We start from the raw sequence: 17,151 nt of genomic DNA, 5'->3' as shown, positions 1-17,151 counted from the left end.
CAGTTGACTCGACTTCTGCCGTGGTCCGCTACACTCCCTGATGAATGCCGCGTTCCTAATAAATCTAAATAAATTATAACAGTAGTCCACATCTGAAAAACAGGTGTGGACTATTTTACGCTTACATATGAAAAAGTTCTGTTAATTATTAATTATATTATCAAAATTATTACTGATATGTTTAACATTCACTAGTAATATGAACGGGATTGTAGCAGTCACGGATTTGTGATGATTACTTTTACTATAGTTGCTTTGATTTAGTATGCATTTAAGGAGGCTTCGAAAAATATGTAACATAGGTAGTAAATGATCAAACTTTTTTCAAAACTGATTCTTTTATTGGTCATAAGATAAGTGTTTACGAGATATTTTTAATCAAACTATATTTCAAAGCTAAAGTTGTTGTAAATTTAAAACAAAGTCGCGATCTTTTAAAAAAGTTGCGAAGTTACACCTCTCTGGATGTTATTTGTCTAAAGGGGTTTCTTATGATAAAAGTAAAGTAGGGTTATACCGCAAACGGGCCAATTTAACGGAATAACGAAATCGAGAATTTTATTAGCTGCGGTAAATTTAGCTTGGTAGACAGAAAGATAATACAGTGAATCTAATAAACAAAAGCGAGTTGATTTAATAAAGAAAGGAAAAACAGAAATTGTTCAACATCAAACTACGGCTATAGAGTTTGTGCTATCTTTAAATAATTTAAGTGAAAATCAATGGAGGAGTAAAATAGGAAAAGGTAAATGGACTGTAGCCGAAGTGATTGGACACTTGACTCCATGGGATGAATTTGTTTTACACAATCGAATTCCTTACTTGTTCACAGACGACATGCTACCAAAAGGTCCTGCAGCAGGTAATGTAAATGTAAAATCTGCCTCCGGAGCCAGAGAACAAGAAAAGAAAGTCACGATAGACGATTTTATATTGGTAAGAAGTGATGCTCCTAAGAGCAATTGATGAGATACCAGCTAATCGTTGGAAAGAAGAGTTAGTAGTTGGGCAAACAAGGCTAAGTTTATTTGAATATTTTAGCGGGCTTGCCAAACATGACGACATGACGTTCATCATTTTGAACAAGTGAAAGGTGTTCTTCAGAACTAGGGGCTCTAATTCAGAATAAGGATTTTGGTATGTCTTGGCGTAGCAGACAAGAAAAAGGGGGATAATTGATGAATAAAAAGAAACTTAGGTATGCCATATTGAAAGAAGTTGACAACGGTAACAAAGCACTTACTGAAGATAACTTTGCAGTTACCGCAGATCAATTTGATGACGCTGTAAGGTTTCTAAATAGAGAAGACTATTTAAAAGGTATTTTCTACGCAGATGATAGGCCTTAGCTATTTGAGGGAACGGCTTATTTAACAGAGGATGGTGAGAATTACTTGGAAGAAAACAGCTCATTAGCAAAGACGTATAGGGGTTTAAAAGAAATAAAGGGTTGGTTAAGACTATAGGCAATGTTAGCAGTGGTTTTTGATATTTGTACCGCAATACGATCGGGCGCCTTTCTTGAATAAGTATTGGCGACATTATCATTTATGAACCATTTAATGAGTGAAGGTAATGGTTAAATAAAGAGAATAGCAATGGTATAATTTTGATAAGTAAAAAAGAGGTGTAAAATTCATTGATTAGGTTAGAACACTTTGACAAGAAAGACTTTGATTTACTAATAAGTTGGATTGATTCTCCTGAATTTCTTATGCAATGGGCAGGATCTAATTTCAGTTATCCTTTAAATCATGACCAATTAAATCAGTATATAAAAGGGGCAAATGAACAAAATTCAAGAGTACATATTTACAAAGTGATATTTAATGAAACAAATAAAACAATTGGACATATATCATTAAATAATATTGATTTAAAGAACCGTTCTGCGAGGATGGGTAAAGTTTTATTAGGTGACAACAGTTTACGTGGCAAAGGAATAGGTCGGGAAATGGTTGATGCATTATTGAATATTGCTTTTAACGATCTTTCTATACATAGAGTAGGTTTAGGAGTATTTGATTTCAATGAATTAGCTATCAGGAGTTATGAAAAAGTGGGTTTTGTAAAAGAGGGTTTACTTAGAGATGTTAGAAAAATGGGTGATGAGTATTGGAGCTTATGGGAGATGAGCATTTTAGAGGATGAATGGAAAAGTAATTAATTACTATTATACCTATCTTCCATAATACGATCCGGCGCGATTATTGCAGATCAGTAGAAAATGATCAAACTTTATTTTAAAGCAACATAAAGCTAACGGGCGCATTATTTTCATAAGTATAGATCGGCAAAAATGTTGAATAAGAGGAGGCAGGAGGGAACCAATATTGAATACTACCATTTATATGATAAGACACGCAAAATCACCATTTCTTTTTGGTCAAGAACGAACGAGAAAGTTATCACAACAAGGCGAATTAGATGCAAAAAAAGTGACGTCTTTAATGTCCAATAAGCAAATTGATTTGATAGTGTCGAGCCCCTATAAAAGATCAATCCAAACAATTGAAGGAATTGCTGACACTAAAAATATAAAAATAAAGGTGTTTGAAGAATTAAGGGAATGGCAGTTAAAAGGTGCTTATAAATTACCGAAAGAAGAAATACAGCAAGCAATAAAAAAGTCCTATGAAGATATTGATTTTTTCTTATCAGGTGGAGAGTCAGTGAGAGACGTCCAAAATCGAGCTATTCCAGTTATCAAAGATCTTTTATACAATGATACAGCAAAAACTATTATTATCGGGACCCATGGAAATGTGATGACCATTATTTTGAATTACTTTAATAAAGAATATGGATATCAGTTTTGGAATAGCACTTCTAAGCCAGACATATACAAATTGGTATTTTCGGGAGAGCAACTTCAATCTTTACAAAGAGTATGGGAATAACTTAGTTGGCAAAACGGGTAGGATAGTAAAAATCAAAAAAGAATTGAGGGGGATAAATGGAATTTGAATTAGTAAAGGTAGAAGTGCTGTTACCAGAAGAATACATAGAAAAGTTTAGAAATGAGCTAAATGATATTGGCGTTTTGACAGTCGGTAATTATGATAATGTTGTTTCATATTCTGCCGTAAAAGGGTACTGGAGACCTTTAGAAGGTTCAATCCCTTATAATGGTACGAAAGGAGAAATTTCATTTGGGACTGAATGCAAAATGGAATTCAGTTGTTTAATTAAGGATATGGAAGAAGTAAAAAAACTGATTAGAACAGTTCATCCCTATGAAGAACCTATAATTAACGTGATGCCAGTATTAAGCTAATTAATCCTTGTGAAAAAGAAAAGATCTGTTTTTATTTAAAAGGGGAAATTAAATGAATTTCAGGCTTGCAGTAGCAAAAGACATTAAACAGTTAATCAAAATGAGATGGGAAAATACCTAGAATTTGATAAAAGCAAAAAAAGCGAGTCCTATGAAGACTTTGAAAAGGAATGTCGAATATTTTTAGAGGATGCACTAAATAGCAGTCAGTGGCATATATGGGTTGCAGAGAATAAAGAGAAAATTACTTCACAACCTGGTAGAATTACTCATCCATTTGCATATATGACTAATGTGTACACCATTCCAGAGTATAGAAATGGAGGCGTTGGAAGTAAATTATTAACTTCAATTCACAAATGGATTAAAGAGAATAAATATGAATTTGTAATTGTATGGCCAAGTGATGAAGCTGTTAATTATTACAAGAAAAATGGTTACGCTCATTGTACAGAACCTATGGAATATTTCCCTTCTTGATATCAGTGACATTGTAGTTCAATACTTTTATTGGATTATTGTGTGCTTTGTTTTAATAGGTTTTTGAATAGAAGTACCGCAATTAACTGCCAGATTTTGTGGAATATATTGCTATTGAATAAAGTAGATACGATCATTATTAGAAGAGGGCGAAAGTATATGAAGACAACCAATTACTCAAATATAGCTGACAGATACGATAAAAACTCATATAGAGTTAGAGAAATCAGATTTGATTATGACTTAAAGGAATACATCGATAATAATAGAAAATCTGAATACCAGGTATTGGATTTATCTTGCGGAACAGGTCTTTACTTGGAAAGACAAGTAAGTTATTTTGACGGACTTAACATAAGGTGGAATGGCCTGGACTTATCAGGTCAAATGTTAAGAAAGGCAAACGAAAAGGTTGAAAATGTAAATCTGGTCAGAGCTGATGTAGTGGATATGCCGTATGAATCAGACACCTTTGATTTTATTTCAAATAACTACGCCTTCCATCATTATAGAGACAAAGGACAAGCGTTAAATGAGATTAGTCGTGTTTTAATAAAGGACGGCGTTTATAAAATGCATAATATAGCAGTACACGATATGCCTAAATGGTGGGTTTATCATTACTTTCCCTCCGCTTATTATGAAGATCTAAAAAGATATTGGAATAAAGATGTTATTTTTAAAGAGCTTACATCAAGAGGTTTAGACGTCAAAATAAAGGTTGAGTACAGGATGGAAAATATAAGTGTAATGGACTACATAGATCACGCTGAAAACAGGGATATTTCTGTACTTACCCTAATTACAGATAAAGAATATGAGGAAGGATTAGAAAGAATGCGATACGATATAAAAACGAATCCAGATAAAACGATTGTAAATAATTTTGCCGAAATGTTTTGTATAGCTGAAAAAGTATAAAAGCGAGGGTTTCTCATGAATCAAATAAATCTTAATGATGAGATCATTGGTTACTAATGTATAAAATGTAATATGGAATATCCATTTGAATGTAAGTCTCGCGGCAAACCATCCAGTGTAAAGCCTATTTACCAAGGTCTTTTCAACGGTGAGAACTGGCTGCCATTTGAAGGGGAATTAGTCTTGCTGAGGGCGAGGATAAGAGATAAATCAAGTGATTACAGCGAATGAAATGTACCAATCTTAACACCCTAAGTACCTGTAGATTATTTTCTTTTTTCTGCTTTGTCGTTTTTCTATCATGTTCACCAAAAACTTTCTCGTTCCCTTGGTAACAAAGTTGTTCCGTGAATGTAATTTATAGGAGCAAAAATGGATCAAAAAATGCATAAAAAAACCGAGACGATCGACCATTTTTTAATACAAAATCAATGCCAAACCAATAAAAATTTAATAAGAAACTCAGGCTGGATTCAATCAAGGTTCAGCCTTTTTTCTTATCTTTTCTCTTTCTTCTTTAACCTTCTTCAAATCTCTCCAATGCTGGCTTCAACACACATTCAATATTTTTTCAATCAGTCTTTAATCAATCAGTTTTTCAAGCCGAATCCAATCAATACCGTCAGGAACCCAACGGTTATAGAGAGAAGAAAATAAGAAAAGAGGGTTCATTTCTCTTCCTTTCTTCCTTCTATTAGGGAACAACTTAGTTACATTACAGAAAAAGGAAAAAGAAGAGTAAGAGTAGTGGTGGTAAGGGCTTGAGGGGTGTTTGGGGAGGGGACGACTAAGTTTTTGCTATACAGGAGCGTATTCTTGAAAAGTTTGAGATTGAAAGAGAGTATTGGAAACGCAAGGATATTGATTGGGGCATTGTTACGGAGGAAGAGATATCAAAAATTTCTCTTCCTCTCTTCTTTTTATTACGAACCAACTTTGTTACCTTTTCAACAATTATTCATTTCGAATCGGTTCAATACCGAGCAAATGTCTTGCACCGCTGCCAACGATATGCGTGATCATCAAAGCGATCGCGCTGGGCGGCTGGTGCATACCTGTTTCCATCCAATGCAACAGTATACTCAGATTTGAAGCGGCAAAATAGGTGATCAGATAATCTTTGGGAACAATAGCTTCACCCAGATCCGGTTGCAAATTCATGATTTTGCTGATGTGATTCTGTTTGAGAAGATCCATGATCTGGCGGGCAAAGGCGGGATCGCCTTTCGGTCCAAGCATCGCCATAAAGAAATCGGCATGCTCCGCAAAGTAAGATATGACCTTGACCATGGCTGGATCCGGTTCTTTTTTGGCAGCGAATAACAAGTAGTCATACGGATTCAGCTTCTCCATTCGTTGTTTTAGAGCGACCCATATTTCTTGCTTCACCTGCTCCAGGAAATCAGGCGCATCCATATAATGCAAATAGAACGTTCCTCGATTAATGTCCGCTTTATCGGTCAAGGCACTGACGGTGATTTGATTGACCCCCTTCTCTGCAATCACTTCGACCAAGGCTTTTCTTAACAGTTTTTTGGTTCTGATTTTGCGCCGATCTGTTTTGGCTGACATCGTTTTTCTCCTTTTTCGACATGTGACGTTTAGATGATCAACAAAAATCGCTCAATGTATCGATTAAACAACAGAAATCAGAATATTGCCGATTGAATACATCGTTTATATATTATATCATACATTTATGGTGATTAATCAACACACATGTTTATTATTTATAATTCTTATGTAGAAAGAGGGATGCAACCATGCAAGAAAGCAACAACAAAACCGAATCAATGACGCCTGTTGTGCCTGAGTCAACAGGATCTTCTGTTCGACGTGCCCGTCAGGTGCTAAAATGGATGGCGCTACTTTTTATGATGGGCATTCAGGTACAGGTGTTTATTGCTGGCTTAGCGCTATTTTCAGCTTCTACTTATTGGGATGGGCACGTTACGTTAGCCCGCTATATTGCCATTCTTCCTGTATTCATGATCATTGTCTCCTTTTTAGCCAAGTTGTCGTTATCCTTGCGTATGCAAATTGTTGCGTTGATCGGCATGATCACCTTGATGTTCTTGACAGCTTATGTCTCCACTCGTGTCGGTTTTTTCGCTGCGCTTCACCCAGTCATTGCCGTTGCGCTGTTTTATCGAACCTCCACATTGTTTAACGGAGTTAATAAGTTGTTGAAAGGCGATAGACGATGATTAAACATATTACGCTAGTTCCGGTTGCTTCTTGTCCCCACGTAACTCTTTTTTACAATCTGTAACTCACTCTTACAAATTGTAACTCAGTTTTACAAAAGGGGCAGCAACCATTGCCAATTTATGAGCATTATTTGATCTACCAAACCAGAATCGGTAACGTACCAAAGGTACACCATCTCGGTTCTTTTTCTTGCCCAAATATGAACCGCTCCTGGCTTTTTCTCCGCTTCTTCATCCCGTTTTCTTATCCTGTTTCCCCCCTAAATCCTTACCCCTATTATCTCTACTCTGGCATTTAATCAGGCTTTTTCAGGTCTTTTCTCAGGATTTTTTCGAGCATATAGAAGAAATAAGTAAGAAGGCTTCTAAGGCTCTAAAAAAGATGAAGAAAGAGTGAAAAAATGGATGAAAATCCTATCTCCTTTCTCCTCCATCCTTACCTCTACTATGTAAAACCGAATTAAAATATCTGAATATTCTATGTATGTTTATATCCTGATTTTTGTAAAAAATGTGGATTTCTGTGTAAAAAGAGTTACAGATTAGATGTAAGGAAAAAGGAGTGAAAAAGGGCTTGAGGTTATGGGGGAGAAGGGGATGAGGGGTGTGGGTGGTTTTGTAAGGGAGAGTTCCAATGGCACATAGTAGAATAAAGGGTTAAGGAAAAAAGAAAGGAAAGTAAAGTGAGAGGATAATTGTCAGAAATTTATGTTATCAAAAGGTTAGATTTTGTGAATAATTGTTCTTAAACTAAACGGCAGGTTAAATTTTAAATCAAAGCAATTTTACAGTTTAAAAGACGTGCTGCTATTGACACGTCTTAGTTGTAGCAAATACTAATGAAGATTACTTTTCCAATTGCCATTTTAACATATTATTTTCTGAACCGATTCTTTTCATCTGTAATTTTTCTAACACTTTTATTGAAGGAACATTATCCTCAAGACATTCAGCAAATACCTTATTTACATTTTTATATGAAAATGCCCATTGTATAATTTTCTCAACTGCTTCAGTTGCATAGCCTTTACTTTGTGCGGAAGGCACAATTCCATACCCGATTTCAACGTAGTTTTCTGAATTAGGTTTGCCTTTAAAACCAATATCACCAATAACAGTGTTATTATCTTTATCTATCACAAACCATACACCCCAACCTAAAAGAGTAAAATCCTCTTTTAGTTCTCCTAAATATATATCTATATGAGGACCAATTTCATATTCGTCTGGTGTTTTAATAATTGATAATGACTCTTCTGTACAAGGAATCAATTTTAATCTTTGTGTTTGTAATTCCATTATTTATCTCCTTTTTATATAAGTTTTATCACCTCAGTAGTAGTTAGCAAAATAGTAGTTTCAATCATATTCAAATCCCCTTTCAGTTCTCATTCTTTTATTATACAATGAAATAAACGCTTGCTGTAGAAATATTTATACTTCTGGAAATATTTATTCAGTCATTAGAAGTTAGGCATTGATGGGAAGCCGAATATACTGTTAGTGGCACGGAAGTCTGGGAAGAAGAGGAGAATCTAACTACTCTAACGAATATAGTGATGAGTTTGTATTAACATACAAAGGGACTTTAGAAGAACTTTCTTCGTTGGAATCACTTGAATTTTCTTATGATACATCTATTGGAAGCGGACATGCTGGTAGAGAATTCGATGAACCACCCAGAGAGGTTACATTTAAGGGTGGCGGTGGGGGAAATGGAGCAAAGATAAATGATGATGAAGTTATTGAAGTAAAAGTTGAATGGGATAGCTTTGAAGAATCATTTGAACTGCTTAATGAAAGTAGTTAATTCTGAGGGTTTTTTCGACACTTTTTGTATGAAAGAGCAGCATGTTTGTAATGTTAATTAACAAATTCCAGAGAGGGGGATACAAAAGATGAGTGTTCTTTTTAGAGTTGAGTTGTATGTGAAAGACATCGAAAAATCTTTAAAGTTTTATCAAGAAATTATCGGGTTAGAGCTGTACGGCAGAGGTAAACGGGGAGCACGTTTTAATTACGATTGTTTCTCCTTGTTACTTACTTCTGAATCAACTTTAGGGGGTAACCATTATTTTAACAATAAGGCTAAAAGTGATATTAAGGGAAATGGCTTTGAACTGATTATCGTAGTAGATGAATTGAAAAAAGTGTACCAACGCTACCTTGATCACAATTACCCAATTGAGATTGAGGTGGAAAAATATCCATGGGATATGAGAGGATTTAAGATTGCTGATCCAGATGGATATTTTTTAAGAATTACTTCTAAATAATTTTGCGCAGAAGTCATATAATTAGGGGTTATTGATCAGTGGTTATCACTTAAGTTAAAATAAATGAATTTTAAAGGGAGAGTTTACCTTGAAGGAAACAATAGAGCCAATTACAATTGATAAAACGGAAGAATGTGTCGAACTCTATATTAACGTTTTTAATAGTGAACCTTGGAATGAAACTTGGACATATGTAACTGCTGAAGAAAGACTTATTGATTTACTGCATACACCTAAATTCCTTGGCTTTTCATTATATGATAATGGAAATTTAATTGGATTCATTGCAGGTAATAGTAAAAAATCGTATGGAGGATTAACCTATTATTTGGCTGAACTCTGTATAAATAATCAAATTCAAGGAAAAGGGCATGGTTCTAAACTGCTTCTTTGCTTAGAAGACGAGTTGAAGAAAAGAGGTATTCAATCCCTTTATCTATTAACTTCAAATGGAGGGCTTGCGGAATCATTCTATTTAAAAAATGGCTACTCAATAAATGATAAAAGGATAGTTATGAAAAAGAATTTATAAAAACACCCACTAAATGCTAATGATGCAGCTTATTCTAATAGGAAGATAAAGATAAGTGAAAATCAATATTATTGCATTAATTTGTGGGATTACTGAACGAAGAGAATAGTTAATGGATAGATTAGGTGAGAAAAGGTTCATAATAACCTAAATGCTGCGGAGGTACTATAGTTGAAAAGTAAGATTGAGATATACGAGAGGGAATATAAAAATTTCATACCCATTAAACATTTTAATTCACGCATTCAAGAGATGATGGAAAAATCCAGCTATGGGGCTGAGGTTGCCTCAAAATGGACTGAAGTTTTAAATCGATCTCTTATTGGTAAAACTTACCCAGTAGTTCACCCAATTGGTGGGGAGACGTTCTCATTATATTCAGAAATTCAAACTGGAGTATTTGAATATGCTTTAGACATTGACGGTGCTACTTCACTAATAAATGAAAAAAATATTAAACCATTAAAGTTTTCTCCGTTTGACATTAATGATTCTGTTGACCCAGGTAACATAAATAAAGGTTCAAATGAGTTAAAACCAAATCATATAAATCCTGTAATGGTACTTCAAAGTCTGTATCTCACTGAGAATAAACCTTATTGCATCAATGGAAACCATCGCATATTTGAAGCATGTCAAAATAATAATGAACAAATAGAAGTTTATGTTTTTAAAGATTTGGAGTTTGTTCCTTTCTTTTATGACGATCTAAGTAAAGCAACATATTATTTAGAAATTGATTACCATAATGTAGTAAATGATAAAAGATGTTTATTGCATAGCGAAAATGGTGCATTTGCAAATGAATTTAAGTAATATTGGAATTCGCCTAAGGGGGGCTAATCCAAAATAAAGGGTTGATATCATTGTTGGTTTTGGCAGAAATTTTACGCGCAATTTCTTACGTAATACTTATTTTTAGTTCTGCTTTCTATTTACGGCATTTGCAAAAAAACCTTTGAATTTACAATGTACATAATCATACAAATTGCATTTTCCCTCTTTATAATCGGTTTATTGATTTCGATATTTGTGAATTGATTGTGAGTACTAATAAGCTACTCTCTCAATTCACAAAACAGGCACGATTGTTAAAATAGGTAAACGTCTCTTGTACTAAAGAAGCAGGGTTATTTAATAAGATTAATTTTAAGGTGGTTTTATTTTGCAGAAATGTGGGAACTGCAATGAGCAATTTAGTTGGAGTGAAATTTTTAAATCGAACTGGTAGCATAGTTAAAAAAAGTGTTGTCTAATTTTCCGAGACGAACATCGTAATATCAGATATAAACAATTTGGTGGTGATTGAGATGGAACCAAAATGGCTTGAATGGGCGAAGCAACTCCAATCCATTGCACAGGCAGGATTAACGTATTCTAAAGATGTATATGACTTGGAACGATTTGAAATGATTCGGGATATTAGTTTTGAAATGTTGTCTCAGCAAACGGATGTTAGTAAGACTGTAATAAGAGATTTATTTGCCAATGAAACTGGTTATGCCACTCCAAAGGTAGATATTAGGTCTGTTGTTTTTAAAGATAATGAAATATTAATGGTTAGAGAGAATGCAGATGGAAAATGGGCGTTACCAGGCGGTTGGGGTGATATTGGGTTAACTCCAAGTGAAGTTGCTGTCAAAGAAGTAAAAGAAGAATCGGGTTTTGATGTCAAAGCAATTAAATTGGCAGGTGTACTTGATAAGAAATGCCATCCTCACCCTCCTTCTCCCTATCACGTTTATAAAATGTTTATCCAATGTGAAATAATTGGTGGAGCAGCCAAAGAAGGAATAGAAACGAATGCTGTTGATTTTTTTGCTGAAAATGAATTACCATCATTATCAGTAGACAGAAATACAGAATCACAAATTAAATTGGCTTTTAAACATTTACGTAATCCGCAGGAACCTGTATATTTTGATTGATACTTTAAATAAAAAGAACAAATAAAGTTGAAGGAGAATTGTATGGGAAAATGGGAAAGAAAGTTTTTAAAGACCCATCGTGGCATATTTGAACTTTTTATTAAAGGTGAAGGTAAACCCGTTTGTGTTACTCATTTGTATTCTGAGTTTAATGAGACGGGTGATTACTTTGCGGAATCATTTGTAAATACACATAAAGTGTTTTTAGTAAATCTAAAGGAGACAGGAAATTCAGATAAATTGACACAACCGTATGAGCTGAGTATGTTAGAAACAGTATATGACTTGGAAGCCATTCGTGAAGAATTAGGGATTAATAAATGGGGATTTGCTGGTCATTCAACAGGTGGTATGTTAGGGGTTATTTATGGGATTTATTTTTCAAATAGTTTGGAGTTTAATGTAATTGTAGGGGCATCTGCAAGAGAGTATATGACATATTCTACGAATTGTATATACAATAAAAACCATCCAAATTATAGAAAAATGCAGGACTTGATTGAATTATTAAAACGTCCTGATTTGCCAATAGATATAAGAAAAGAAAGTTCTAAAGAGAGAACAAAATTATCCTTATTTGAGCCTGAAAGGCATGATGAGATTTTTTCTTTGGATATAGAGAAAAAAATGTCAGCCATTAGGTTAAATTATTTTAGCCGAGAAGTACAAATCTTTGATGTTACCAAAAAACTAAGATTAATTTCAACACCAACTCTGATTATTTGCGGAAAGTATGACGTTCAATGCCCTGTAACATATTCAATAGAAATGAATGAGCTAATACCAGATTCTAAAATAGTTATATTTGAAGAGAGTAATCATTATCCTTTCTTGGAAGAGGCAGAACTATTTAATAAAGAAATCAACAATTTTATAACAGGCATAATGGATCAATAAACTCCAAAGGTAAGTTTATGAAGAAATATACTTAAACGGGCAGGGTTGTGAAGGGGATTAAAAATTGAATAGATTTAATGAATTAGAAAATAAGATATTTAAAATAGAAGAAATCCAAGGATATCCACCACAAATAGGTGATTTGGTCTCTATGATGAATTATGCAAGGTTCACAACAGTAGAAGCGGTAAGAGGATTAAATGTTGAACAGTTAGATTACTACCCATTAAGGACGGAAATTCAATAGGTGCATTATTATTACATATCGCTGCTGTTGAGTTTGGATTTCAAATAGAGCTATTTGATAAGAGAAAGCCCAATAAACAAGAATCCGAAGAATGGGGAGCTGCTTATCAACATGGTGATTTAGGGAGAACACAGATTAAAGGGAAGCCCTTAGAGTTTTAAATTGAGAAATTAGAAAAGGTGCGGAATAGATCTTTGGAAGAGTTCAGAAAAAGAACAGATGAATGGTTATATGAAGAAGCAATATGGGATAACCATTTATCTAATAATTATTTTATATGGTTTCATACCTTTGAAGACGAAATTAATCATCGTGGACAGATTAGAATTATAAGAAAAAAGGTGCCGAATTGTTGATTCGAACGTTTAATAAACGAACAAAGGCAATAGTTAACGGACAGCTAAGAAAAGGTTCATAATAACCTAAGGTGCTGGGGGGTACTACCGTATATAATAAAAGGTGGATGTGTTTTATGACGGAAAATTTTGATGTGAAATCAAACAGAGTTTGATAACCAAAGGGTATAGAGTGAAGTACTATGCAATGAAAAACTTGAACAAGGATAAACCATGAAACATAATTTCTTTCCATTTCTAAACATTATAAAAAAGGGGTGAACTATGAGAATAGGCATTTACACTGTTGTTATTATAACTTTCCTTCTGTTATTGGGTGGCTGCAATCATCCAGAAGTTGAGATAGATCCGCCATACGATACAGGAAATAACCCGATTAACAATCGTCAATTTGGGTTCGTTGCGGAAGACAAAGATTGGTTTTACTATATTGATGGAGAAAACAACCATAACATTACCCGTACTAATGGTAATGTTAAAGAAACTTATGAAAACACTTATGCACGAGGTTTAAATCTCTATGGTGACTATATCTATTTTGCTTCACATAGTTCAGACTTTGAAGGAAGCAGCGGATTTTATCGAGTACATAAAGATGATCCCCAAGATATCGAGAAAGTGCATAGCCAACACACAAATGATCCGATCATCGTTAATGATTATATATTTTATAGTATTTTCTCTACAGATGATAGAGTAAAAAGCGGTTTATATAGATCTAAGACTGATGGTTCAGAACAAGTGCAGTTAGACGAAGGCACAATTAATGGCCTCCAATGGTCAGATGGATGGCTCTATTATGCGGTCTCATCTGGTGGAAGCGTGTATAGAATGCAACCGTCTGGAGAGGGAAAGGTTAAGTTAAAGACAAAAGACAATATTCCCATTTCAACAACAAACATTTTAATTATTGATGACTGGATATATTTTGAAAGTAATGATGATCAGTTTAATATCCGTTATGGTGAGGGTCGCTCTCCAAGCATATTCAGACTTTCCTTGGTTAACGACAATGTGGAAAAGTTGGCAGTAGGGAGTTTACATAACATTGAGGGTACAACGGGTTATGTATATTTTTCTAAACCCTCACATAAAGAATCAGGTTTATTCAAAATGAATCTTGATGGGAGCAATCAAACCGAAATTTATCGAGGAGAAAAAAGTTGGAGTTGGATTAATATTATCGATGATGATGTCTATTTACTTGATTGGGGGGCAGGGGATCCTACGCATTTATATAGATATACGCCTGACGAACAAGACTCGATTCTGACTCCTGTGCAATGATCATAAAGGGGCGTTAAAGTTATTTCTCAAGACGAATCTGATACACAGCGAGGGAGGGAGTTAGATGTTACATCGTGTCATTGAAGAATTTGGATTGCAAGTATTATCAATTAATGAAGTCAAGGACTCCCATAGTTCAACAGTATATAAATGTAATCTGCATAATGGTGAAAATGTTTTTGTGAAAATTCCTTTTACTAATTGAAACATCATCGGGAGTTAGAAGCCTATGAGATTTTAAAAGGAAGTGTTGCCATTCCCGAAATGTTGGATTATTGGGCTGGTGATAAGGAGTGTCCTGGTGCTTTTTTATTATCCGAATTAAAAGGACAACCATTAACAACTGAGGCTTTACCAACAGTAGGATTTCAAGTCGGGATCTAACATGCTTTATTTCATGCAGTTCAGCCACCAAATGCCCACGTATTAAACGGAATAAAAAATGAATTTCCGAATTGGTCTGATTTTATCGAACGCCAATTTTATAGTTTTGCTGAGGATGTAAGAGACGGTTTGGATGATCATTTTTACAAACAATCCATTGAAAAATTTGAAGAAATGATAGAGCAGCTTCCTCCTCCTGATGGGCCGAGCTTTATACATATGGATTTTCGTCCAGCGAATATAATTGTTGATGGAAATAAAGTTTCAGGCGTAATAGATTTTGAAAGCGTGCGATTTGGTCTAATTAGATGCAGAGGTGAGTAATATGAGACAGTTTTTAAAAGTAAATAATAATAAGATAGAGATTCATAAAATAGGAAATAAAGGTAGACCAGTGGTTATTCTTACAGGAATGGGTTGTTCATTTTACGAATGGTATAATGTGGCAGAATCAATAGGCAAATCTCATAAAGTCATCATGTTTCATCGACCTGGACTTGGATTAAGTGAAATTGGTACAGAAGATCGTAATACTCAAGCTGTTGTTAATGAATTGTATGATATTATACATCAATTAGAATTATCCGAACCTGTCATTTTGGTTGGGCATTCATATGGCGGGCTGTGTGTACAGCATTATGCCAAAGAGCATCCTGAACAAATCGCAGGAATAGTTTTAGTGGATTCAACTTCAGTTGATTTAAAACAATTAGATGACTTAGACTTGCCAGTCTTAGATGAAGACGATACTGATGAGGATTGGGTGGAAAAATGTTATTCCTTTTCGTTAATGGAACAAGAAAAATTAAGAGAAAGAAATAATCCCTCTCTATCAGAAAAAAACAACTGCCTCTTCGTATTCAACAAAGTTTAGCGGACTTTCACACAAATCCTTCTTTATATAAAGCTATGTACTCAGAAATTAATAATTGGAAAAAGGATGCAGATATTATTAAGGCATTAGGACTATTTCCAGATATACCGCTGATTGTTATCGGTCGAGATAAAGAGTACAACATTAAGTTAGGAGCTATGGAAGGGTTACCTGAATGGGAACTGAGGTTATTAGAAGAAAAGTGGCAAGAGCTCATTATAAACCAAGCAAACCTTAGCAAAAATGGTGAATTGATATTTGCAAAGAATTCCAGTCACTCCATACATATTGATAGACCAGATGTAATAATCGAATCAATAAACAAGTTTGCTTAAAAAGTTTATTGAAAGGGGAATTTAAAGTAATGGAAATTAAATTATTAATCCTATAAACCGAAAGTATCAATGAAATGAAAAATTTTTATGTAGATAGTTTCGGATTTCCTTTAATTAATGAGCTTTCGAATTGCAATTGGTTCAAGTGAATTAGAATTTACTCAGATGATGTGAAAGGTAAGCCTTATTACCATTTTGCTTTTAACATTCAGGCTAATAAATTTGATGAAGCAAAGTCTTGGGCTAAGGAAAGAGTTAGCTTGATTACCGAAACAGAGACTATTCTCCTTTAAGCTCGACATCAATTAATTGTTGGGTTGGAGTCCCTAAACAGAAACAGAGATTAATTAAAGTGAATTGGTTGAAAGAGAATCGTGGATTTTTGTTGGGAATTATGGTGGAACAATGGATATTCGTTTGAATAAAACTGATACTGTGTTTACGGCCAAGGAAATGTACCACTTCTGCTATCTTGTTTACCAGCGATTGGACAAGACTTACCACTTGTTGCCACCGCATTTACCAATGGGGGTGCATCAAGAAAATGCGGATTTAAAACGTTAAGCAAATTACAGCGTAAAAAAACCAATTTCCTTACAAACGTCGGAAATCGGTTTTTTGATCGGGTTTATGCAACAATCTCGCCCTAAATGAAAATTAAAATATTCATCAACTTTTATATGTAATCGAAATATTTCTTTTCAAGATAATTATTTATTCCACTTTTAAATGATCCCTTGTTTTGAAGAACGTAAGTAACCCATGCGTTTCGTTCATAAGAGATGATTGCTAGTTCCCAAATACATGAACCTGCGATATTGCTGTTTGTGATTTCTTCAAATTCCTCTGGAGACTCAAAAGATGATTTATACACCTTTGTGATGAGCATGTTTCCTTCTACCCACCAATTAACAAGTGTAAAAATTGCTTCACTTGCTTCATGAGAGATGACAAAAGCAACTTTATATGAGTTCCCTTCTTGATCTGCTTGGTGTAAGTTCTGTTTTGTTAATTGGATTGACGTAAGCGTAAAATAGTCCACACCTGTTTTTCAGATGTGGACTACTGTTATAATTTATTTAGATTTATTAGGAACGCGGCATTCATCAGGGAGTGTAGCGGACCACGGCAGAAGTCGAGTCAACTG

General features: G+C 34.4%; 22 protein-coding genes and 3 pseudogenes. 22 read left to right on the top strand and 3 right to left on the bottom strand.

Translation table 11 applies throughout. The features are described 5' to 3' along the window. Positions 1-690: 690 nt before the first annotated feature. The 8 genes and pseudogenes from ACDX78_RS22805 to ACDX78_RS22770 all read left to right on the top strand — a co-directional run. Entirely contained in the window at positions 691-966 is a 276-nt protein-coding gene (locus ACDX78_RS22805) for a DinB family protein (protein ID WP_486031102.1), read from the top strand. 212 nt (positions 967-1,178) lie between these two features. Further along, positions 1,179-1,466 (top strand): annotated as a pseudogene (locus ACDX78_RS22800) (YjcQ family protein). Positions 1,467-1,639: 173 nt separating this feature from the next. After that, the gene (locus ACDX78_RS22795) at positions 1,640-2,167 is read left to right on the top strand and encodes a GNAT family N-acetyltransferase (RefSeq protein WP_486031100.1); all 528 of its coding nucleotides are present in this window, start codon (positions 1,640-1,642) and stop codon (positions 2,165-2,167) included. 166 nt (positions 2,168-2,333) lie between these two features. Further along, complete coding sequence (locus ACDX78_RS22790) at positions 2,334-2,900, top strand: histidine phosphatase family protein (RefSeq protein WP_486031098.1); 567 nt, start codon at positions 2,334-2,336, stop codon at positions 2,898-2,900. A gap of 56 nt (positions 2,901-2,956) precedes the next feature. Further along, positions 2,957-3,277, top strand: a complete 321-nt coding sequence (locus ACDX78_RS22785) for a cytochrome C biogenesis protein (RefSeq protein ID WP_486031096.1) — start codon at positions 2,957-2,959, stop codon at positions 3,275-3,277. 105 nt (positions 3,278-3,382) lie between these two features. Further along, complete coding sequence (locus ACDX78_RS22780) at positions 3,383-3,757, top strand: GNAT family N-acetyltransferase (protein ID WP_486031094.1); 375 nt, start codon at positions 3,383-3,385, stop codon at positions 3,755-3,757. A 159-nt stretch (positions 3,758-3,916) separates the two neighbouring features. After that, on the top strand, positions 3,917-4,678 hold the full coding sequence (locus ACDX78_RS22775; protein ID WP_486031093.1) for a class I SAM-dependent methyltransferase: 762 nt from the start codon (positions 3,917-3,919) through the stop codon (positions 4,676-4,678). Positions 4,679-5,478: 800 nt separating this feature from the next. Continuing rightward, positions 5,479-5,580: pseudogene (locus tag ACDX78_RS22770) on the top strand (TnsA endonuclease N-terminal domain-containing protein); the annotation flags it as partial. Positions 5,581-5,632: 52 nt separating this feature from the next. Here ACDX78_RS22770 and ACDX78_RS22765 read toward each other — a convergent pair. Further along, complete coding sequence (locus ACDX78_RS22765) at positions 5,633-6,250, bottom strand: TetR/AcrR family transcriptional regulator (RefSeq protein WP_486031091.1); 618 nt, start codon at positions 6,248-6,250, stop codon at positions 5,633-5,635. A gap of 191 nt (positions 6,251-6,441) precedes the next feature. Between ACDX78_RS22765 and ACDX78_RS22760 the strand changes: the two genes are divergently transcribed. After that, a complete protein-coding gene (locus ACDX78_RS22760) occupies positions 6,442-6,885 on the top strand; it encodes a DUF6220 domain-containing protein (RefSeq protein ID WP_486031089.1) in 444 nt (147 codons plus the stop codon). An 849-nt stretch (positions 6,886-7,734) separates the two neighbouring features. Here ACDX78_RS22760 and ACDX78_RS22755 read toward each other — a convergent pair. Then, positions 7,735-8,187 (bottom strand): GNAT family N-acetyltransferase, encoded by a 453-nt coding sequence (locus ACDX78_RS22755; RefSeq protein ID WP_486031087.1) that lies wholly within the window; start codon positions 8,185-8,187, stop codon positions 7,735-7,737. Between the two features lie 307 nt (positions 8,188-8,494). Between ACDX78_RS22755 and ACDX78_RS22750 the strand changes: the two genes are divergently transcribed. The 13 genes and pseudogenes from ACDX78_RS22750 to ACDX78_RS22690 all read left to right on the top strand — a co-directional run bounded on the left by ACDX78_RS22750 (position 8,495) and on the right by ACDX78_RS22690 (position 16,004). Then, the gene (locus ACDX78_RS22750) at positions 8,495-8,698 is read left to right on the top strand and encodes a hypothetical protein (RefSeq protein WP_486031085.1); all 204 of its coding nucleotides are present in this window, start codon (positions 8,495-8,497) and stop codon (positions 8,696-8,698) included. An 88-nt stretch (positions 8,699-8,786) separates the two neighbouring features. Further along, positions 8,787-9,164, top strand: a complete 378-nt coding sequence (locus ACDX78_RS22745) for a VOC family protein (RefSeq protein WP_486031084.1) — start codon at positions 8,787-8,789, stop codon at positions 9,162-9,164. A gap of 88 nt (positions 9,165-9,252) precedes the next feature. Continuing rightward, complete coding sequence (locus ACDX78_RS22740; protein ID WP_486031082.1) at positions 9,253-9,696, top strand: GNAT family N-acetyltransferase; 444 nt, start codon at positions 9,253-9,255, stop codon at positions 9,694-9,696. A 171-nt stretch (positions 9,697-9,867) separates the two neighbouring features. Next, positions 9,868-10,512, top strand: a complete 645-nt coding sequence (locus ACDX78_RS22735) for a hypothetical protein (protein WP_486031080.1) — start codon at positions 9,868-9,870, stop codon at positions 10,510-10,512. 494 nt (positions 10,513-11,006) lie between these two features. Next, positions 11,007-11,624 (top strand): NUDIX hydrolase, encoded by a 618-nt coding sequence (locus ACDX78_RS22730; RefSeq protein WP_486031078.1) that lies wholly within the window; start codon positions 11,007-11,009, stop codon positions 11,622-11,624. A 42-nt stretch (positions 11,625-11,666) separates the two neighbouring features. Continuing rightward, a complete protein-coding gene (locus ACDX78_RS22725; protein ID WP_486031076.1) occupies positions 11,667-12,521 on the top strand; it encodes an alpha/beta fold hydrolase in 855 nt (284 codons plus the stop codon). A 151-nt stretch (positions 12,522-12,672) separates the two neighbouring features. Further along, a pseudogene (locus tag ACDX78_RS22720) lies at positions 12,673-13,124 on the top strand (DinB family protein). A gap of 264 nt (positions 13,125-13,388) precedes the next feature. Then, entirely contained in the window at positions 13,389-14,411 is a 1,023-nt protein-coding gene (locus tag ACDX78_RS22715) for a DUF5050 domain-containing protein (protein WP_486031074.1), read from the top strand. 64 nt (positions 14,412-14,475) lie between these two features. Then, positions 14,476-14,616, top strand: coding sequence for a hypothetical protein (locus tag ACDX78_RS22710; RefSeq protein WP_486031073.1), 141 nt, complete (start codon positions 14,476-14,478; stop codon positions 14,614-14,616). Continuing rightward, complete coding sequence (locus ACDX78_RS22705; protein WP_486031071.1) at positions 14,613-14,795, top strand: hypothetical protein; 183 nt, start codon at positions 14,613-14,615, stop codon at positions 14,793-14,795. The genes ACDX78_RS22710 and ACDX78_RS22705 overlap by 4 nt, the downstream gene beginning before the upstream one ends. Positions 14,796-14,846: 51 nt before the next feature. Further along, the gene (locus ACDX78_RS22700; RefSeq protein ID WP_486031104.1) at positions 14,847-15,119 is read left to right on the top strand and encodes a phosphotransferase family protein; all 273 of its coding nucleotides are present in this window, start codon (positions 14,847-14,849) and stop codon (positions 15,117-15,119) included. A 1-nt stretch (position 15,120) separates the two neighbouring features. Continuing rightward, on the top strand, positions 15,121-15,669 hold the full coding sequence (locus ACDX78_RS22695) for an alpha/beta fold hydrolase (protein ID WP_486031069.1): 549 nt from the start codon (positions 15,121-15,123) through the stop codon (positions 15,667-15,669). A 35-nt stretch (positions 15,670-15,704) separates the two neighbouring features. Continuing rightward, the gene (locus tag ACDX78_RS22690) at positions 15,705-16,004 is read left to right on the top strand and encodes a hypothetical protein (RefSeq protein ID WP_486031067.1); all 300 of its coding nucleotides are present in this window, start codon (positions 15,705-15,707) and stop codon (positions 16,002-16,004) included. A gap of 676 nt (positions 16,005-16,680) precedes the next feature. On the opposite strand, the gene ACDX78_RS22685 is transcribed toward ACDX78_RS22690, so the two are convergent. Beyond that, a complete protein-coding gene (locus ACDX78_RS22685) occupies positions 16,681-17,046 on the bottom strand; it encodes a hypothetical protein (protein ID WP_486031065.1) in 366 nt (121 codons plus the stop codon). Between the last annotated feature and the right edge of the window lie 105 nt (positions 17,047-17,151).

The organism is Virgibacillus oceani, from assembly GCF_041521345.1.
GTDB classification, from domain to species: domain Bacteria; phylum Bacillota; class Bacilli; order Bacillales; family Amphibacillaceae; genus Virgibacillus_N; species Virgibacillus_N oceani_A.
Note: the sequence above shows the minus strand (reverse complement) of the source record. Positions and strands in the feature narration are given on the sequence as shown.

What these genes read in the sequence shown, in the direction of transcription:
- ACDX78_RS22785 (WP_486031096.1), top strand. Translation starts at nt 2,957, where the DNA reads ATGGAATTTGAATTAGTAAAGGTAGAAGTGCTGTTACCAGAAGAATAC.
- ACDX78_RS22780 (WP_486031094.1), top strand. Translation starts at nt 3,383, where the DNA reads ATGGGAAAATACCTAGAATTTGATAAAAGCAAAAAAAGCGAGTCCTAT.
- ACDX78_RS22775 (WP_486031093.1), top strand. Translation starts at nt 3,917, where the DNA reads ATGAAGACAACCAATTACTCAAATATAGCTGACAGATACGATAAAAAC.
- ACDX78_RS22765 (WP_486031091.1), bottom strand. Translation starts at nt 6,250, where the DNA reads ATGTCAGCCAAAACAGATCGGCGCAAAATCAGAACCAAAAAACTGTTA.
- ACDX78_RS22760 (WP_486031089.1), top strand. Translation starts at nt 6,442, where the DNA reads ATGCAAGAAAGCAACAACAAAACCGAATCAATGACGCCTGTTGTGCCT.
- ACDX78_RS22755 (WP_486031087.1), bottom strand. Translation starts at nt 8,187, where the DNA reads ATGGAATTACAAACACAAAGATTAAAATTGATTCCTTGTACAGAAGAG.
- ACDX78_RS22745 (WP_486031084.1), top strand. Translation starts at nt 8,787, where the DNA reads ATGAGTGTTCTTTTTAGAGTTGAGTTGTATGTGAAAGACATCGAAAAA.
- ACDX78_RS22730 (WP_486031078.1), top strand. Translation starts at nt 11,007, where the DNA reads ATGGAACCAAAATGGCTTGAATGGGCGAAGCAACTCCAATCCATTGCA.
- ACDX78_RS22725 (WP_486031076.1), top strand. Translation starts at nt 11,667, where the DNA reads ATGGGAAAATGGGAAAGAAAGTTTTTAAAGACCCATCGTGGCATATTT.
- ACDX78_RS22715 (WP_486031074.1), top strand. Translation starts at nt 13,389, where the DNA reads ATGAGAATAGGCATTTACACTGTTGTTATTATAACTTTCCTTCTGTTA.
- ACDX78_RS22710 (WP_486031073.1), top strand. Translation starts at nt 14,476, where the DNA reads ATGTTACATCGTGTCATTGAAGAATTTGGATTGCAAGTATTATCAATT.
- ACDX78_RS22695 (WP_486031069.1), top strand. Translation starts at nt 15,121, where the DNA reads ATGAGACAGTTTTTAAAAGTAAATAATAATAAGATAGAGATTCATAAA.
- ACDX78_RS22690 (WP_486031067.1), top strand. Translation starts at nt 15,705, where the DNA reads ATGTACTCAGAAATTAATAATTGGAAAAAGGATGCAGATATTATTAAG.